Below are 17,744 nucleotides of genomic sequence, written 5' to 3' on the forward strand. Positions count from 1 at the left end.
GAGGAAGCCGCAGGCCCCTGGTCCGTTCCCGAATTCGGGAACGGACCAGGGGCCTGGTGGGTCGTGCGACGGGCCGCGCGGGTCAGGTCGACCAGATGACTCCGCCGTTGTGGAGGATGACCACCTTCGCGTCGGCACGGAGGATCAGCTGGGCGTTCGCGTGACCGTGGCTCTTGGAGGCCCAGATGGGACGGTCGTCACCGTTGTGGATGACGAGGTTGCCGTCCTCCTGGAAGATCGCCCGGTGGTTGCTGCCGAAGGTCATGGACGCCCAGATCGGCTTGTTCTTCTCGTTGTAGACGACGAGGTTGCCGTCGCCCTGCATGACCATGCGGATGCGGTTGGTGCTCCAGGACTGGCCCGACTGCAGCACGGTGGTCGCGTAGACCGTCTTGGTGCCCCAGTTCGGCTTCGGGTCCGCCTTCGGCTTGTCCTTGGCCGGGGACTTCGACTTCTTCGCCGCCGGGCTGCTCGTCTTCGCCTCCGGCGAGGGCGCGACGGCCTTGGGAACGACCTGCGGAGCCTCGACCTTCTTCGGCTTCTCCTTGCGCGGGGACGAACTGGGCGTCTCGGCCACGTAGTCGTCGAGGCCGGCAGGGGCGGAAGTCGCGTTCAGGACGGTGTCGGAACCCTCCGCGGCCAACCCCTTGGTGTCGGGGCGTCCGTCGTCCTGCGCGCTCCCGGCCAGCAGCAGCGGTATGGCGATCAGGACGGCACCGGCGATCGCGGCTCCCGCGAGGACCGGCTTGCGGGGGCGTCCGCTGTTGACCCCGGTGTTGGTCTTCGTGCCCGGCGGGGTCGTCGCGACGGCCGCCGCCACGGCGACGCCCTCCGCGCGCGACTCCGGTGCCTCGGCGGTCTCCGCCGTGGACGAGGGCGCCGAAGGGGTGGTGGGGGTGGGGGGAGCGGCGGGGGTGGACGGCGTGGCAGGCGTGCCTGCGGCCTCCCCGGCCGGCTGGGTGGCGCTCTTGCCGGCCGGGTCGGCGCCGGTCTCCGCGGCCGGGGTGGTGCCCCGCCTCCCGGCCGGAGCTGTGCCTGACTTCACCTCGGAGGACTCGGAGGACTCCGAGGGCTTGGAGGACTGGGAGGGTTCGGAGGCCGCTGAAGTCTTGGACGACTCGGAGGCCGCGGAGGTCTCAGAGACCTCGGAGACCTCAGAGGTCTCAGGAGCCTCGGCAGAGGCCGGTGCTCGCTCGTCCGGTGCCGACGACGACGCGGGTGGGGACGCGGATGTGGACTCGGCCTCCTCCGCGCCGGCGGCGGCCCCCTCCGCGTTCGCGCCGGGGGTGTGGTGCTGGGGGGACATGCGGTACTCCTCCTCGGTGGCGGAGCTGTCGGTGGTGGGCACCGGCCCGAACAACGGCTGGGCCGATCCGATGCCCTCCTGAGCTGCGAGGCCTTCCCGTACGGCCCTGGCGTGGACGTCCGGATGGAAGGCACGTGTACAAGGCGGTACAGGGCACTTGTACATGGACGGGTCCGATGGCGAACCCAACCTAGCCCGTCGCAGGGGTGACAGCAGCACCCTCAGCCCCAACCGCCCCTTCGCTTTGTCCACCCACGCCTCACTGCTCCCGGAAAGTTCCCCATCCGGGCAGCGAACGGGCACGCGGTCGCCCGATACGGGTCTGCCCCAACGCCCCACGCGTGGGGCACGTGTGGCATCCTGTTGGCTCCCCGATCTGATCGATATCGGCATCGGCGTGCGCGCGTGAGGTGCGGCACCCAGGAATCCGTACGGACCGAAGAGTTCAGGTGAAGATGCGGCCCGGAGAACGGCAGGAGGGCAGGCACGACGCCTTGCCCGCGGTGCCCGACGGCTCCGGTGGGACCGCCGTCACCGAGCCACCTGCCACCGAGCCACCTGCCACCGGCATCACGGACGTACCGGCCACCGCGGACACCGTCAGCACCCTGGATGACACCGACGGCCCCGACAGCCACGACATACCCGAGGCCGTACGGGCCGCTGCCCGCCGGGCTCCCGGTCACTGGATCGGGGTGGTCGACCCGGAGTGGACCGAGGAACGGACCCCGCCGGAGTGGGCGGTCCTGGGCGAGTGGCAGTCGGACGAGAGCGGGGGCGTGGGCGAGTACCGCGCCAACCCGGCATACCGGCCCTCCGCCCAGGTGCTCGGCTGGCCGGAGCCCACCGACCCGGTGGACGCGGCGGCGCAACGGGCCGCCACCGGTTACGGCACGGTGGACGAGGCACTCGCGGCACTGGCCGAGGCGGAGGTGACCGTGGTGCGCGCGCCGGACGGCGGACCGCTCACGGCCACCGGGCAGGACGGGGCACCGGTGGTGCTGTTGTTCACCTCACCGGCACACGAGTTCATGTCCCCGGTACTTCGCCATGGCAGGCTTCCGGCGCGGCAGCTGGCCCGGTCACTGAGCGGCTCGGGCACCCAGCTGATGGTCAACGCCGCAGCCGCGGCCCCCTTGTTGGTCCCGGCGGACAGCATTCTCGGTCCCGTACGTGGACCGGGCGTCGAGGAGACCGCCGCGGCGGACCGTACAGGCGCGGGTACAGGCATCGACACCAGTACTGGCACCGGCACTGCGAGCGCGCCGCCACCTGTCGACAGTTCTCCTGAACTCCATCCTCACAGCCCCCACATCGCAGGGAGGACCCCGTGACATCTTCGGCCCAGCAGCCCCCTGCCTCCCCGAGTGCGTCCGCTGATTCCGGTTCCGATTCCGGTAGCGGCTCCGGTTCCGGTTCCGTCGGCGAGGAGACGGCCACGACTGCCACCTCCAGCACAGCCTCCGCTTCCGCCCCTGCCTCCGGCCCCACCGCCGCTGTCGCCGAGACCAAGCCCGGGTCCGAGCCGGAGCGCACGCTCCAACCCGAACCCGAACCCGTGCAGGAAGCCGAGGCCGGGACCAAGTCCGAAGTCGCCGCGGACGCCGACGGCGACTCCGAGAGCGGAGAGACAGAGGCAGAGGCCGAGGCCGAACCGGGTGCCGCCGCCGAGGCCAAGAGCCGGCTCCCCGCGCTCGTACGGACCATGACGGCGACCGCGATCGACCGGCCGCAGCAGCAGACCGGGCCCGTGGGCCGGCCGGGCAAGGCCGTGCTGGCCGGGGCCGCCGTAGCGGGTGCGCTGCTGGTGTCCGTGCCGTTGCTGATGCTCGGCGGGGACGACGACGAGAACCGCAGGGGACCGGCCTCGGCCGGAACCGTGCTGGGTGGCAACGCCCAGGAAGTACCCGGCGAGTTCGCGGAGACCTCGCCCGACACGGGTTCCGCGCCCGACGGCAAGAAGGACCCCGTCCAGCAGGGCAAATCGGCCCAGAACGCCGCCACGTCCGCCCCGGCGAAGAGCGAGGGCAAAGACAAGGGCAAGGGCGAGGAGGACGGCGGGGCCGGGAAGGACGCCGCCGGGAAGGACTCCGGCCAGAAGGAAGAACCGGCGAAGCAGAGCGGCGGGAAGACGACGTCCGGTGGGGGCAAGAGCCAGGGCACGAAGGCCGGTTCGGGGGTGACTCTCAGCGCCCCCGTCTCCCTGCGCAGTCACCTCTCGGGCAAGTGCATCGACGTACCGGGCAGCGATTTCGGCGACGGCAAGAAGCTGTTCGTGTGGGACTGCAACGGCGGGGCCGCCCAGAAATGGCAGTTCGCCTCCGACGGCACCGTCCGGATCAAGGGCCTCTGCCTGGACGTGGCCAATGCGAATTACAACGACGGCACTCCCATCCAGATCGCCCGGTGCAGTGGCAACGCCGCCCAGAAGTTCGTGCTGAACGCCAGCCACGACCTGGTCAACACCGTCGTCGGCAAGTGCGTCGACATCAAGGACAACAACCGGGGCAGCGGTGCCTGGCTGCAGCTGTGGAGCTGCGCGGGGACCGACAACCAGAAGTGGAGCGTCTGAGACAAGGCGCCCGCAGCCCGAGAGGGTCCCGGACCGCCCGAGAAGGGTCCGGACAGCCCGGGAGCACCCCTCTCGGCACCCGCCCGCCCCAGGGCGAGGCATGATGGCACCGTCGGTTTCACCGACACGCGCCCCCGGTGAGGGGGCGCCCGTAGAGGAAGCCCCCGTGGCAAGGAGGTTGGTGCGTGTCGCGCCAGGTACTGACGGTCGGTCCGGGGGACCGGGATCGCTACCGGACGATCGGTGAGGCACTCTCGGCTGCCCGTACCGGCGCGCTCATCAGCGTCCGGCCCGGGACGTACGCGGAGAACCTGGTGATCAACACCAGGGTCACCCTCACTGCCGAAGAGGGCCGGGGCACCGTGGAGATCCGGCCGCGCTCGGGCGTCGTGCTCGCGCTGCGCGCCGACGCCGTGATGCTCTCCGAACTCACCCTGCGCGGCGGCGACGCCGAGCAGCCCGCCGTGGATGTGCGGCGCGGACAGGCCGCGCTGGACGGCTGCGAGATCATCGGCTCCGCCTGGACCGCGCTGCTGGCCGGGGGCACCGGCTCGATCGCGCTGCGCGAGTGCCGGGTGAGCAACTCGCAGGGCGCGGGCATCGTGGTCACCTCGACCACGCCCACCACCGTGGAGTCCTGCACCTTCGAGCACCTCGGCACCAGCGGCCTGGTCCTCGCGGAGCAGGGCGAGGCACGGGTCCGCGGCTGCACGGTCCGCGACGCCCGCGGCAACGGCCTGCTCGCCAACGGCGAATCCCGCGGCACGGTCGAGGACTGCGACATCTCCTCCACCGACAAGCCCTCCATCGCCCTGGAGGAGAACAGCTCCCTCTCGGTGATCCGCACGGTGGTGCACGACACCAGTACCGGTGTGCACCTGAGCAGCGGGGGCCGAACGACGCTGGAGGACGTCCGCGTCACCGGCTCGTCCGGGAACGGGATCGTCCTGGCCAAGGGCACCGACCCGGTGCTGCGCCGCTGCCGCGTCTCGCGCACCCGCGGACACGGCGTGCTGGTCACCGACCGGTCACGTGGCACCTTCGAGGACTGCTGGGTGGACGGCGCGCAGGGCGCCGCCCTGCGGGTCGCCGGGGCGGCCTCCCCGGCCCTGACCGGTCTGACGGTCCGCGACTGCGACCAGACGGGGCTGCTCCTGGAGGAGGACTCGGCGGCGGAGCTCGACCACCTGGAGGTGATCGGCGGCTCGCCCGCCATCGCGGTGCGCGGCGGCGCCAACCCGCTGCTGCGCCGGGCCAGACTGGTGGAGCCTTCCGGCGACGGCATCGTGCTCTCCAAGGACGCCCGGGGCCGCGCGGAGGACTGTGAGATCGTCCGGCCGAAGGGCGCGGGCGTACGCGTGGCCTCCGGCAGCACCCTCTACCTGGCCGGCGGCGGAGTCTCCGACACCACCACCAACGGCCTGGTCGTCGACGACGGCGGCAACGTCACCGTCCGCGACTTCCGCATCGAGATATCCGGCGAGGAGGGCGTGGTCGTCGCCGCGGGCGGCGAACTGACCGCCAACCGCACCTCGGTGCACGCCCCCCGGGGTCACGGTTTCCTGCTCCGAGAGGGCGCGCTCGCCTCGCTCAGCGGCTGCGAGGTCTCCGGCGGCGCCCAGGACGGCTTCCGGATCGAGTCCACCGCGCCGGTCTCCCTGGTGAACTGCCTCGCCCGGGAGAACGAGGGCGGCGGCCTGGTGCAGACCGCCCCAGGCGAGCGGCTGGCCGTGGAGGGCCTGAACAGCAACGGCAACGGCAAGCGGGACGCGTGGGGTTCCGGCAGCGCCGAGAACACCGACCCGGCCGGCTCCGGCGCCGCGGACGCGCCCGCGGCGGACCGTCCGGAAGGCCCGCTCGGCGCCCTGAACGCGCTGATCGGCCTGGAGAACGTCAAGCAACAGGTACGTACGCTGGTCAATCTGACCCAGCTCGCCCAGCGCCGCGAGCAGCTCGGCATGTCGGCCCCGCCGATGAGCCGCCACCTGATCTTCGCGGGCCCGCCCGGCACCGGCAAGACCACCGTCGCCCGCCTCTACGGGGCGATCCTCGCCGAACTGGGCTCCCTGCGCAGCGGGCACCTGGTGGAGGTCTCCCGCGCCGACCTGGTCGCGCAGGTCGTCGGCGGAACCGCCATAAAGACCACCGAGACCTTCCAGCGGGCACTCGGCGGCGTGCTGTTCGTCGACGAGGCGTACACGCTGACCTCGGACAGCAACAACGGCGGCGCCGACTTCGGCCGCGAGGCGGTGGACACCCTGCTCAAGCTGATGGAGGACCACCGCGACGACGTGGTGGTGGTCGCCGCCGGCTACTCACGCGAGATGGACTCCTTCCTCGCCTCCAACCCGGGCCTCGCCTCGCGCTTCTCGCGGACCGTCGAGTTCGAGAACTACTCGGTGCCCGAACTGGTCGCGATCATGGAGAACATGTGCGCCCAGCACCAGTACGAACTGGGTGAGGGCACCGAGGCGGCGCTCGCCGCGCACTTCGAGGCCATGCCGCGGGACGAGGGCTTCGGCAACGGCCGTGCCGCGCGCGGCGTGTTCGAGGAGATGGTGGACAGACAGGCGGTCCGGCTCGCCTCCCAGCAGCAGGTCGGCGAGCGCGACCTGCGGCTGCTGCTGCCCGACGACGTCTCCGCGACCGCCGTCACCGACGCGGCCGGGACCGCGGTCCCGACCGACGACCCGCTGACCCGCCTCGGCGACATGATCGGACTTTCCGAGGTGAAGCGCGAGGTCGCGGACCTGGTCAACCTCATCACCACGGCCCGCCACCGGGCCGCCGCCGGGCTGCCGGTACCGTCGCTCAGCAACCACCTCGTCTTCACCGGTCCGCCGGGTACGGGCAAGACGACCGTCGCCCGCCTATACGGGGAGATCCTCACCCAGCTAGGCGTCCTCCAGCGGGGCCAGCTGATCGAAGCGGCCCGCGCCGACCTCGTCGGCCGCTACATCGGCCACACCGCCCAGCTCACCCGCGAGGTCTTCGAGAAGGCCCGCGGCGGTGTGCTGTTCATCGACGAGGCGTACACCCTCACCCCGCGCGGCAACGGCGCCGACTTCGGGCAGGAGGCGGTGGACACCCTGCTCAAGCTGATGGAGGACCACCGCGACGAGGTCGTCGTCATCGTCGCCGGCTACACCGACGAGATGGAGCGCTTCCTCGCCTCCAACCCGGGCCTGTCCTCGCGCTTCCCGCGCAGGATCGCCTTCGCCGACTACTCCTCGGAGGAACTGGTCACCATCGTCCGCACCCAGGCCGCGAACATGGGCTACGAGTGCGGGCCCGGCACCGGCCCGCTGCTCAAGGAGTACTTCGAGTCGCTGCCCCGGGACCGGTCCTTCGGCAACGCCCGCCTGGCCCGCCAGGTGGTCGAGTCGATGGTCACCCGGCAGGCGGGGCGGCTCAGTTCGCTGGCCGCGCCCACCCTGGACGACCTGCGCATCCTCCTGCCCGGCGACGTCGTGGCCGTGACCCCGAAGGCGGCTCCCCGATGAAGACGTCCGCCCGCGGGGCCGCCCGCATGCTGTCCGGGGTCGGCTGCGTCGCCGCCCTGCTGCTGCCCACGGCCGTCACGGCCCAGGCGGCGCCCCTGGCGCGCGTTCCGGCGGCCGACGGCAAGAAGGGCCAGGAACTGCCCGGCATGCCGTCCTCGCTCGACTCGGACGCGCCCTGCACCCCCGCCTCCCGTGAGAAGGCGAAGAAGCAGGACTGGTCGCGTCAGCGCCTCGACCTGGACCGGCTGCACGGGTACAGCAGCGGTACGGGGGTGACCGTCGCCCTCATCGACACCGGTGTCGACACCGGGGCCGAAGGTCTCGACGGCCGGGTCACCGCCCAGGGCACGGCCGCTGACGACTGTGTCGGGCACGGGACCTTCCTGGCCGGACTGATCGCCGGGGCCGGCGGAGGCGGTGCGCAACTGACCGGTGTCGCCCCCGGTGCGAAAATCCTTGCCCTGCGCGGCACCGACCAGCGCGGGCAGGCGAGTTCCGCGCTGGTCGTGGCGGCGGTGCGCGCGGCGACCGAGGCCGACGCCGACGTCATCGCGGTGTCGGTGGCCCTGCCACGCCGTGACGCGGAGCTGACGCGTGCGGTCGCTGACGCGCGGCGGGCGGGGGCGGTCGTGGTGGCCGCGGCCACGCCGGATCCGCCGCGAGGGGCCGCGGCCTCCGACGAGATCCCGCCCCGCAGCTACTGGCCTGCCGCCGAACCCGGTGTCCTGTCGGTCGCCGACATGCTTCCCGCCGGGGTCCGGCCTGACAACGCGCTGGCCACCAGCGGTGTCGACCTGGTCGCCCCTGGCGCGGGGGTCGTCTCCGGCGGTCCGCGCGGGGACGGGCACTACCTCGGCGCGGGCGCGTCGGTGGCCGCCGCCTACGCGGCCGGGGCCGCCGCGGCGGTGCGGGCCGCCCGGCCCGACGACTCGGCCGACGACGTCGCCCGCCGGCTGACCGCGACCGCGTACCCGGCGGACATCCCGCAGCTCGACGCCTACGCCGCCGTCACCACGGTCCTCAGTGACTCCGCCGCGGCCGGTGGGGCTGAGCGGGCCGCCGATCCCGTGACCGTGCGCGACACGGCCTCGGCGGATCGGGCCACCGATCGGGCGACGCTCTTCGTGGTCCTCGGCACGGGTGGCGTTCTTGCCGTTCTGTGGGGCGCCTTCGCCCTTCCCCGGGCCCGGGCACGGGGGTGGCGGCCGGCCGCTGCTTCCGCCTCCGCGCGACCGGTCGCCGCTGAAGCGGACGGGGACTGACGGCCGCTCGTCGCCTGCGGGCCGGCGGGGGCCGGCCGCGCAGTTCCCCGCGCCCCTTGAGGCGGTGGGCCTGCGGGTTGCTTGGTGGGTGCGGCTCGGTGGGGGCTGGTCGCGCAGTTCCCCGCGCCCCTTGCGGGTAAAAGATTGCGCCGTTCCCCGCGCCCCTGAAAAGGGGCGCGGGGAACGGCGCAATCTTTTACCTTCAGTCCGTCTGGGGCGCAGGCTCGTCCACCAGTGCCGTCTGCATCAGACGCTCGCGGCGGCGGGCGATGTGCAGGGCCCTGCCAGGCGGCAGATTCCGCGGCTTCGCGTTGCCGAAGAGGCGGCCCTCCGTGGGCGGGCAGGACAGCAGCACCGCCGGGTTGTTGGCCTCGTCCAGGCGGCGGATGAGACCGTCGCTGAGCCCGCGCCCCGCGCCCATGGCGCTGCGCGCGACCACCAGGTGCAGACCCATCTCGAAGCCGAGCGTCAGATACTCGAAGAGCGGCTCCATCGGGCTCTGGAAGGAGCTGCCGGACACCATGTCGTAGTCGTCGACGAGGATGAACAGGCGGGGGCCGGTCCACCAGTCGCACTTGCGCATCCGCCCGGGGGCGATGTCGGCCCCCGGGACGCGGGTCTTCATGGCCCGCGCCGCGCCCTCGATGGTCTCCTTGAGGTTGTCCAGGGAGATGACGTGCCCGATGCGGTACTCCGCAGGGACGGTGTCGATCAGGGTGCGCCGGTAGTCGACCACGATGATCTTCGCCTCGGTGGGCGAGTACCGCGTGGTGATGCCCTCCACGATGCGGCGCAGCAGGTTGGTCTTGCCGCTCTCGGTGTCGCCGACCACCACCAGGTGCGGGGTGCGGCTGAAGTCGTGCCAGACCGGTTCCAGGGCGTCCTGGTCGATACCGAGAGGCAGCCGCATGCCGTCACCCTCGGTGGACTCGGGCGCGGGCAGTTCGGCGAGCGGAAGCCGGTGCGGCAGCATCCGGACCTGCGGGGCCACCGCGCCGGGCCAGTGCTTGGCGACCTCCGCGACGAGGTGCCCGACGCCGTCCCCGAGGTCTTCGAGGGAGCCGCTGCCGTCCAGGCGGGGCAGCCCGGCCAGGAAGTGCATCTTGGTGTCCGCGGTGATGCCGCGACCACCGCTGCGCGGCACCGAACGGGCCTTGCGCGTGTCGATCTCGGAGTCCATCGGGTCACCCATCCGCAGTTCGAGGCGGGTGGCGGCCTGGTCGCGGACCTGCGCGGACAGCTCCACCCAGCGGGTGGTGGTGATGAGCAGGTGGATGCCGTAGTTGAGCCCGCGGGCGGCCAGCTCGTTGAACTTCTGGATCAGGTCGTCGTAGTCCTGGCGGACCGTCGACCAGCCGTCGACGACCATGAACACATCGCCGAACGGCTCGTCGGGGAACTCCCCGGCGGCCCGGCGCCGGCGGTAGGACTGCATGGAGTCGATGGTGTGGTCGACGAAGAACTGCTCGCGCCGGGCGAGCAGCGTCATGACCTCGGCGACCGCCCGGTGCACCCGCTCCGGGTTGAGCCGCGCCGCGACACCGCCGACGTGCGGCAGCGCGGCGAGCTGCGAGAGACCGCCGCCGCCGAAGTCGAGGCAGTAGAACTGGATCTCGGCGGGCGTGTGGGTGAGGGCGAGCGCACCGATCAGGGTGCGCATGAGGGTGGACTTGCCGCTCTGCGAGCCACCCGCGATGGCGACATGGCCGCCGGCCCCGGAGAGGTCCACGACGAGAGGGTCGCGGCGCTGGTCGAAGGGCTTGTCCACCAGGCCGACCGGAACCCGCAGCTTGCCCGTGCCGGACCAGTTGACGGCGGTGAGGCCGCGTACCGGGTCGGGGGCGAGGCCGGACAGCAGTACGTCCAGCGGAGTGGGCTCGTCCAGCGGCGGCAGCCACACCTGGTGGGCGGCGGGACCGGAGTCGCGCAGCCGGTCGAGGGCCACCGCGAGCAGGGTCTCCTCGTCCTCCTCGCTCTCCTCGGTCTCCGGTTCCGGTTCGGGCGCGGCCTCCAGCGTGCGGGGCACCACCCAGCCACTGGTCCACGGCACCACCTGGCTGGCCACCCGGGCCTGCACCACGGCGCCGGTACGACGCCGGTAGGTGCCCGAGGAGTAGCCGGCCCGGAACCGGGTCAGCGCCTCCACACCGGACTTCAGGTAGCCGTTGCCGGGCGAGGCCGGGAGCTGGTAGGCGTCCGGTACACCGAGCACACCGCGGCTCTCCATCGCGGAGAACGTACGCAGACCGATGCGGTACGAGAGATGGCTCTCCAACTGGTGCATACGGCCCTCGTCCAGACGCTGCGAGGCGAGCAGCAGATGGACTCCGAGTGAACGGCCGAGGCGGCCGATCATCACGAACAGGTCCATGAACTCGCGGTGCGTCGAGAGCAGTTCACTGAACTCGTCGACCACCACGAACAGGCTGGGCAGCGGTGCGAGGTCGGTCCCGGCGGCGCGGGCGCGCTCGTACTCCAGGGCCGAGGTGTAGTTGCCCGCGGAGCGCAGCAGCTCCTGGCGGCGCATGAGTTCACCGTGCAGGGCGTCCTGCATACGCTCCACCAGGGCGACCTCGTCGGCGAGGTTGGTGATGACTGCGGAGGTGTGCGGCAGTTCCTCCAGGCCGAGGAAGGTGGCGCCGCCCTTGAAGTCGACCAGGACGAAGTTGAGGGTCTCGGAGGAGTTGGTCAGGGCGAGGCCGAGGACCAGGGTGCGCAGCAGTTCGCTCTTGCCGGAGCCGGTGGCGCCGATGAGCATGCCGTGCGGGCCCATGCCGCCCTGCGCGGACTCCTTGATGTCCAGCTCCACCGGGCGGCCGTCCACGCCGACGGCCACCGGCACCCGCAGCCGGGCGGAGCCGATGTGCTTGCTGAAGAGGGTCTGCGGGTCGTGCCGGTGCAGGTCGGGGATGCCGAGCAGAGTGGTCAGCTCGACATCGGTCTCCAGCGGCTGCGAGATGTCGGTGCCCAGGCTGATCCGGCGGGCCGTGAGCAGACGGGCCAGCGACTCCGCGCCGAGCGGCCCGAGCCGGTCGGGGCGGCCGAGCGCCACGGAACGCTCCTTGCGGCTGCGGTCGGTGCGCACCAGGTTCACCTGCTCCGGCCCGACGGTCAGCCGCAGCGTGTTGCGGCCGGGCTTCCAGCGCAGCGACCCGGAGACGTCGAGGACCACGGCGTTGCGGTAGCCCTGCCCCTCCCAGCGATGGCCCTCGGGGACACTGACACCGTCCAGGACGACCACGGTGTACGGCTCGTCACGGCCGGGGCGGGCATCCGCGTCGAAGCCGGGCCGCTCGGCGAACTCTGCGCCGAGCAGGTCGTCCAGCTCGGTGAGTTCGGCGGTGATCCGGCGGACCTGGCCCGCGCCGTCCTCCTCGTGCGGGTGCAGCGCGTGCGGCAGCCACTTGACCCACTCCCAGTCGGGCCGCCGATCGTCACTGACACAGACCGCGATCCACAGCTCCTCCGGTGCGTGGAACACCGCGAGCTGGGCGAGCGCGGCCCGCACGAGAGCACGTACGGCCTCGGCGCCGGGGCCCTCGGCCGGGACGCCGCTCTCGGCCGTGCCGCTCTCCCCCTGCGGGGGCACGCCCGGTTCGGTGGGCGCCGGCTGGCCGGGAGCCTCCGCCGGGCGCACCAGCACACGGGCCGAGGAGCGCAGATAGAGACCGAGGGGCTGTTCGGGGATGGTGGAGTACGCGCGGATGAAACGGCGCAGGGCGTGCGCGCACAGCGGTTCGAGGTCCTCCACCGGGCGGGTGGAGACCGGCTGCAGGGTCAGCGCGAGCTGCTGCTCACCGACCGCGAGCCGCGCCTCGCCGAAGTCCTCGTCGGCCGGGCGGCGTTCCCACAGCCGGGACGTGCGGGCCAGTGAGCGCAGCGAGGCCGGGTCGGGGTGACGCCAGGCGAGCGCGCGCTGCTGCTCCGTGATGGTGGACCGGACCCGCTTGCGGGTCTGCGCCAGATACCGGAGGTAGTCGCGGCGCTCGCCCTTCAGGCGCTGCTTGCGCTCGCTGGAGCGGCGCATCAGCTGCCCCAGCAGCATCGCACCGGCGGAGAGCGCCATGACGCCCATCGCCAGATACATGAAGACGCCGTTCCCGCCGCCGGGGCGCAGGAACATCAGCATCATCGACACCGACATCAGCGCCATCGGCAAATAGGTCCATATCGCCGAGGTGTCGGGGACGGTCTCGGCGAGGACCGGTGGCTCCTGAAGGGTCAATTGCCCCTCGGGCATCTGCGGTCCGCGTCTGCGGGCCGGCCGGCGAAACAGCACGACACTCAAGGAACAGAACCTCCGGGTTTACTGGCTTTCCGGCCCGCACCCAATACCGGCACATCCGGCAGCGGGAAAGACCACGCCGAGTCCATTCTCCGGTACCGCGTCACGCGCGGAACGCCGGGTGAATGTTTCGAGCGGATAGCGGGGACGGTCAACTCCCGTGTTGGACAACTCCATACCGGACAATGAGTCCGGTCCGCAGCACGATCCGGCGGGCGTAGGCAGTAGTCTGCATTCACGGAACGCGACCTGTCCACGCGGGAGGGGCGGTCGCCGTCCGCGCGGACGAAATTCACCGGCCCGGCACCCCCGTTCCCGACCGCGCGCGGGCCTTCCGTACTCTTCGCACATCCCTCTCCCGGGGAGGCCCTCCCACTGCCCCGGGGAAGTCCTCCTGTCAAAGCCCCCACGGAAGACGAGAGTTACGCTGATGACCGACAGCGCTGTGGCCGAACTGTGCCGCCTGACCGTACGTGCGCCGAGCGTCTCCGTCGATCTGGCCGTGCCGGCCGACGTACCGGTCGCCGATCTGCTGCCCACGCTGCTGCGTTACGTCGGCGAAGAGGCGGAAGAAGCCGGTCTCGACCACGCAGGCTGGGTCCTCCAGCAGCTCGGCGACGCACCGCTCGACGAGGAGACCACCCTCGCCCACGCGGGCCTCTCCGACGGCGCCGTGCTCTATCTGCGCCCGCACACCGAAGCCCTGCCCGAGGCCCGCCTCGACGACCTCGTGGACGGCATAGCCGACACCGCCGGCCGGCGCCTGAACACCTGGCACCCCGAAGCGGCCCGCGCGCTCCTGGTGGGCACCACCGCGGCCACCGTGGTGGCCGCCCTCGCGCTGGTCCTGTGGCCCGGCACGCCCAACTCCGGGTTCTCCCGGGTCGCCTACGCGGCCGTGACCGGCCTGCTGCTGCTCGCGGGCGCCGGCTCGGCCAGCCGCGCCGTCGGCGACCGCCTCTCCGCGACCGCGCTCGGCCTGCTGGTCGCGCCCTGCCTGGCGCTGGCCGGCTGGCTGCTGCCCGGCGGCGACCTGACCGGCGCGGACGCACGGCAGGTCATCGGCGCCCGGCTGCTCGCCGCGGGCGCCGCCGGCGCGGGCGGCGCGGTCCTCGCGCTCGCCGCCACCGCGGTCGGCGCCCCGGCCCTGTTCGCGACCGCGCTGGTCTCGGTGGCCACCGCGATCGCCGGCGGACTCATCGGCTACACCGGCCTCGCCGTGCAGGCCTCGGTGGCGCTGGTGGCCACCGTGGTCGCGCTCGCCGCCGGAGCGGTCGCGCCGTTCGCCTTCAAACTGGCCGGGATGCGACTGCCCTCGCTGCCGTCCTCCGCCGCCCAGCTCCAGGAAGGCATCGAGCCCTACGCGGGCGACGAGGTCGCCGAGCGCACCATGCTCGCCGGACGCTGGGTCACCGCGCTCTTCGCCGCCACCGGCGTCATCGCCCTGGCCGCCCTGGTCGTCCTCACCGAGCAGCCGAACCTGCCCGAGACGCTCACGGCCCTCGCACTGACCCTGCTGCTGCTCCTGCACTGCCGCGGACTGGTGCACATCTCGCAGCGCCTGACCCTGGCCGTGCCCGGCGTCCTCGGCCTGCTGCTGCTCGCCCGCGCCTGGGCGGCGGACCACGAGGGCACCGGACGTGCGGTCGTCTTCGCGGTGCTCCTCGGCGCCGCCGCCGCCCTCGTGATCGCCGCCTGGACGGTGCCCGGCCGCCGGGTGCTGCCGTACTGGGGCCGCGCGGCCGAACTGGCGCACACCGGCCTCGCCGTGGCGCTGCTGCCGTTCGCCCTCTGGGCCGCGGGGCTCTTCGGCTGGCTGCGCGGCCTGTTCGGCTGAGCACACCCGCTGAACACCCCCGCACGCCCGGCACGCAGAAGGAGTTGAGGAGAGGCCGTGCAGTCCAAAAGAGACCAGGTACACGCCCACAGTTTCATGATGGGCAGGCTCAGCTCGGGCCTGCTGATGGCCGACCCGGACGCCCCGGAGAGCCCGCTGGGCCGCACCACCCGCGGAGTGGTCTTCGGCGTCCTGGTGACCGTCCTGATCGGTGCGGGCGCCACCGTGTACGGTCTGCTGCGCCCCGGCGGGAACGACGGCTGGCGCGACGGTGAACACCTGGTGGTCAACCGCGACACCGGCGCCCGGTACCTGTGGACCGGCACCGACGGCGTACTGCACCCGGTACGCAACTACGCCTCGGCGAAACTGATCGGCGGCAACGACCTGGCGACCGCCGACGTGCACACCCCCTCCCTGCAGGGCGTCCCGGTGGGCTCCCCGGTCGGCATCCCCGGCGCCCCCGACGCCGTACCGGCCGCCGGGCAGCTCGACGACGGCGCCTGGCACATGTGCGTCACCGGGCCCGACGGCGCACTGGCCAACACCTCAGGCGTCGTGGCCACCACCGGCGTCGACAAGCCCGGAGCCACCACCGTGGCCGCCGGGATGCCGCTGGACTCGCGCGGCATCGGCCGCGACCGCGGGGTGCTCGTGAGTGGCCCGGACGACACCGAGTACCTGGTGTGGCGGGGCAGCAGGCTGCCGCTCGACCGCGCCTCCGACGCCCGCACCGCCCTCGGCTACGGCTCCGAGGAGCCGATGCCCGTCTCCGCGGCCTTCCTCGACGCGCTGGCCCCCGGCCCCGCCCTGAAGCCGCCCGCGGTGCCGGGACGCGGCGAGAAAGGTCCCGAACTGGGCGGTGAGGCAAGCCGCGTCGGCCAGCTGTTCAAGGTCAGCGTGGTCGGCGGCGGCAGCACCTACCACCTGCTGCGCAAGGACGGCCTGGTACCGCTGACCCGGCTCGGCGCCGCCCTCGTACTGGGCGACCCGGCCACCCAGAAGGACGCCTACGAGGGACAGTCGCCCGACGTGCGCACGGTCGGCGCGGACGCGCTGCGCGAGCACGCGGCGAAGGACGCGGCCGACGCCGCCTCCGCCGAACTGCCGGACACTCCGCCCCTTCCGCAGTCCGCGGAGCGCGGCAGCGCGCTCTGCGCCCAGGTGGACGGCGACAACGGCGGCGTACGCATCAGGTCGGTCCTGGTCCCGCTGACCGAGCTGAGCCCGGTCGCCGTGTCGGCGGGCACCGCGCAGCCGCTGGAACCGGCCTGTGTGCCCACGGAGGCCACGGTCGTACGTCCAGGGCACGGCGCCCTGGTCCGGGCCCTGCACGCGAGCGGCGCCGCGCACGCCGGGACCACCTACCTGGTGGCGGAGAACGGCGTGAAGTACCGCGTCTCCGCCAAGGAATCGCTGGCGGCACTCGGCTACGAGGCCTCCGACATCGGCTCGGTCCCGGCGCCGCTGCTCGCGGCCTTCCCGACCGGCGCGGACCTCGATCCGGCCGCCGCCGCGGGTGCCACGGAACCCAGGACCACCGCCCCCGCGTGCGGAGCCGCCAAGGAGCCCGAGAAGCGTGAGAGCGGCGGCAAGGCGGACGTGGTGGGCACGGTGGGCGCCGCGTCACGAGGCTGACGCCGCCCGTCGATTGCGGCAGGGAACCTGTGTCGCGCAGGGGAAAAGGAAAAGAAAAAGGACGAGCACAAGGAAAAATTCGGGCCGAACTCGGCACCGATGACGCGGGGCGGGGAGGCCCAGGGCGTTCGGATACGAATGGGTAACCTCAAAAGAAGCTCAAAAATTTCGGCGGACCGCCCCCGGAGAATCTCGTGGGAACGTGCACAATGCCGAACGCGACGCTTCTCCATGACCGTTCGGACTCCTCGCGTGCCCGCTTTCCGCCCGCTTCGCAGGTGTCCGGGGGGCTGTTCACGCGCTGTATCCCCGGAACTACGCGCGTCCCGTTCATCCAGCTGCAACGTTCGCACAACTCCGTTGCCATACAGGCGAATTCTACCGAACCGGCTGTTACTCACATCTTGCCTGCACGCGTTGCGCGGAACCCTGTTTTCTCTTTAGCCTCAGCGGGCAACGGTGCGTGAGACGCGCCTGAACGAAGGGAGCGTGACATGGCGGACAGCGCCGCAAGGAAAGCGGACTATGCCAAGGGCTTGGGGGGCGTCTCCTCTCTGGAGTCGGCCCGCAACGCGGTCGAGAAGACCCAGAACAACGTCGCCGAGATCGCGGCGCGTTCCGGAGTCGGCGGTGACGAGGGCCAGGCACTGCTGAAGCTCTTCCGCAGCTGGAACACCGAGGCGCAGAAGGTCGTCGTCCAGATCAGCACGATGATCGACGCGCTGCAGGAGAACGTGACCTCCGCCAACCGCCTGGCGAAGGAGAACCAGGACCTGACCGAGGTTCTCAACAGCAAGACCAGCCAGGGCGTCTTCGAAGCACTGAGCTGACCCACCCGCGGTACCGGCTTCCTTCGGTGGAGCCGGACTTCGTGAGCTTCCCGGGCCAGGCGCCCGGCCTTCGAGAGGAGACGTCATGGCCGACGGCATCATCGATGTGCAATACCCCAAGGTCCAGCAGGCCATCGAGGAACTGCTGGAGCAGACCCAGGTGATCATCAACACCCTCAACAACCTGGAGGACGAGCTGAAGCCGCTCGTCAGCACCTGGGAGGGCGCGGACCAGGAGCAGTACCGCGTGGTCCAGGCGGAGTGGGACAACGCCACCAAGAACATGGCCAGGCTCCTCGGCGACAACGGCGAGCTGATCCGCACCATCCACGACAACCACTCCCGTGACGAGCGCAAGAGCGCCGACAACTGGGGCAACGTCCGGGCCCGCTAGGGTCCGAGCCGTGTCCGGCCCGAGCCTGTCCCCCGCCAGTTCCGAGGGGTGCGGGCAAGGGCCAGACGCCGTAGGTGTGTGATCGGCGGCCGGTCCGGCGGACCCGGGCTCCGGGCC

General features: G+C 72.1%; 10 protein-coding genes. 8 read left to right on the forward strand and 2 right to left on the reverse strand.

Annotated elements, in window-relative coordinates; all coding sequences use genetic code 11:
* Window positions 1-82: 82 nt before the first annotated feature.
* Window positions 83-1,348: a mannose-binding protein gene (locus C6Y14_RS24250; RefSeq protein ID WP_225891245.1), complete on the reverse strand. Its 1,266-nt coding sequence runs from the start codon at window positions 1,346-1,348 to the stop codon at window positions 83-85.
* Between the two features lie 413 nt (window positions 1,349-1,761).
* Between C6Y14_RS24250 and C6Y14_RS24255 the strand changes: the two genes are divergently transcribed.
* The 4 genes from C6Y14_RS24255 (at window position 1,762) to C6Y14_RS24270 (ending at window position 8,643) form a co-directional block, all read left to right on the forward strand.
* Window positions 1,762-2,640 carry a type VII secretion system-associated protein gene (locus C6Y14_RS24255; RefSeq protein ID WP_404828821.1) on the forward strand — a complete coding sequence of 293 codons (879 nt, stop codon included), beginning with the start codon at window positions 1,762-1,764 and terminating at the stop codon, window positions 2,638-2,640.
* Window positions 2,637-3,878, forward strand: coding sequence for an RICIN domain-containing protein (locus C6Y14_RS24260; protein ID WP_107018895.1), 1,242 nt, complete (start codon window positions 2,637-2,639; stop codon window positions 3,876-3,878). The genes C6Y14_RS24255 and C6Y14_RS24260 overlap by 4 nt, the downstream gene beginning before the upstream one ends.
* Before the next feature lie 185 nt (window positions 3,879-4,063).
* Window positions 4,064-7,381 (forward strand): right-handed parallel beta-helix repeat-containing protein, encoded by a 3,318-nt coding sequence (locus C6Y14_RS24265; RefSeq protein WP_107018896.1) that lies wholly within the window; start codon window positions 4,064-4,066, stop codon window positions 7,379-7,381.
* A complete protein-coding gene (locus C6Y14_RS24270) occupies window positions 7,378-8,643 on the forward strand; it encodes a S8 family serine peptidase (RefSeq protein ID WP_107018897.1) in 1,266 nt (421 codons plus the stop codon). The genes C6Y14_RS24265 and C6Y14_RS24270 overlap by 4 nt, the downstream gene beginning before the upstream one ends.
* Window positions 8,644-8,845: 202 nt before the next feature.
* Here C6Y14_RS24270 and eccCa read toward each other — a convergent pair whose 3' ends face one another.
* Complete coding sequence (eccCa, locus tag C6Y14_RS24275) at window positions 8,846-12,883, reverse strand: type VII secretion protein EccCa (RefSeq protein ID WP_107018898.1); 4,038 nt, start codon at window positions 12,881-12,883, stop codon at window positions 8,846-8,848.
* A 475-nt stretch (window positions 12,884-13,358) separates the two neighbouring features.
* Between eccCa and eccD the strand changes: the two genes are divergently transcribed.
* The 4 genes from eccD (at window position 13,359) to C6Y14_RS24295 (ending at window position 17,627) form a co-directional block, all read left to right on the forward strand.
* On the forward strand, window positions 13,359-14,765 hold the full coding sequence (gene eccD / locus C6Y14_RS24280) for a type VII secretion integral membrane protein EccD (protein WP_107018899.1): 1,407 nt from the start codon (window positions 13,359-13,361) through the stop codon (window positions 14,763-14,765).
* A gap of 57 nt (window positions 14,766-14,822) precedes the next feature.
* Window positions 14,823-16,403, forward strand: a complete 1,581-nt coding sequence (gene eccB / locus C6Y14_RS24285) for a type VII secretion protein EccB (protein ID WP_107018900.1) — start codon at window positions 14,823-14,825, stop codon at window positions 16,401-16,403.
* Window positions 16,404-16,897: 494 nt separating this feature from the next.
* Window positions 16,898-17,233, forward strand: coding sequence for a hypothetical protein (locus C6Y14_RS24290; protein WP_107018901.1), 336 nt, complete (start codon window positions 16,898-16,900; stop codon window positions 17,231-17,233).
* A gap of 85 nt (window positions 17,234-17,318) precedes the next feature.
* A complete protein-coding gene (locus C6Y14_RS24295; RefSeq protein ID WP_107018902.1) occupies window positions 17,319-17,627 on the forward strand; it encodes a WXG100 family type VII secretion target in 309 nt (102 codons plus the stop codon).
* Window positions 17,628-17,744: the final 117 nt, after the last annotated feature.

Origin of the sequence: Streptomyces dioscori (assembly GCF_003024195.1) — a bacterium.
In the GTDB taxonomy this organism is placed as follows: Bacteria; Actinomycetota; Actinomycetes; order Streptomycetales; family Streptomycetaceae; genus Streptomyces; species Streptomyces dioscori.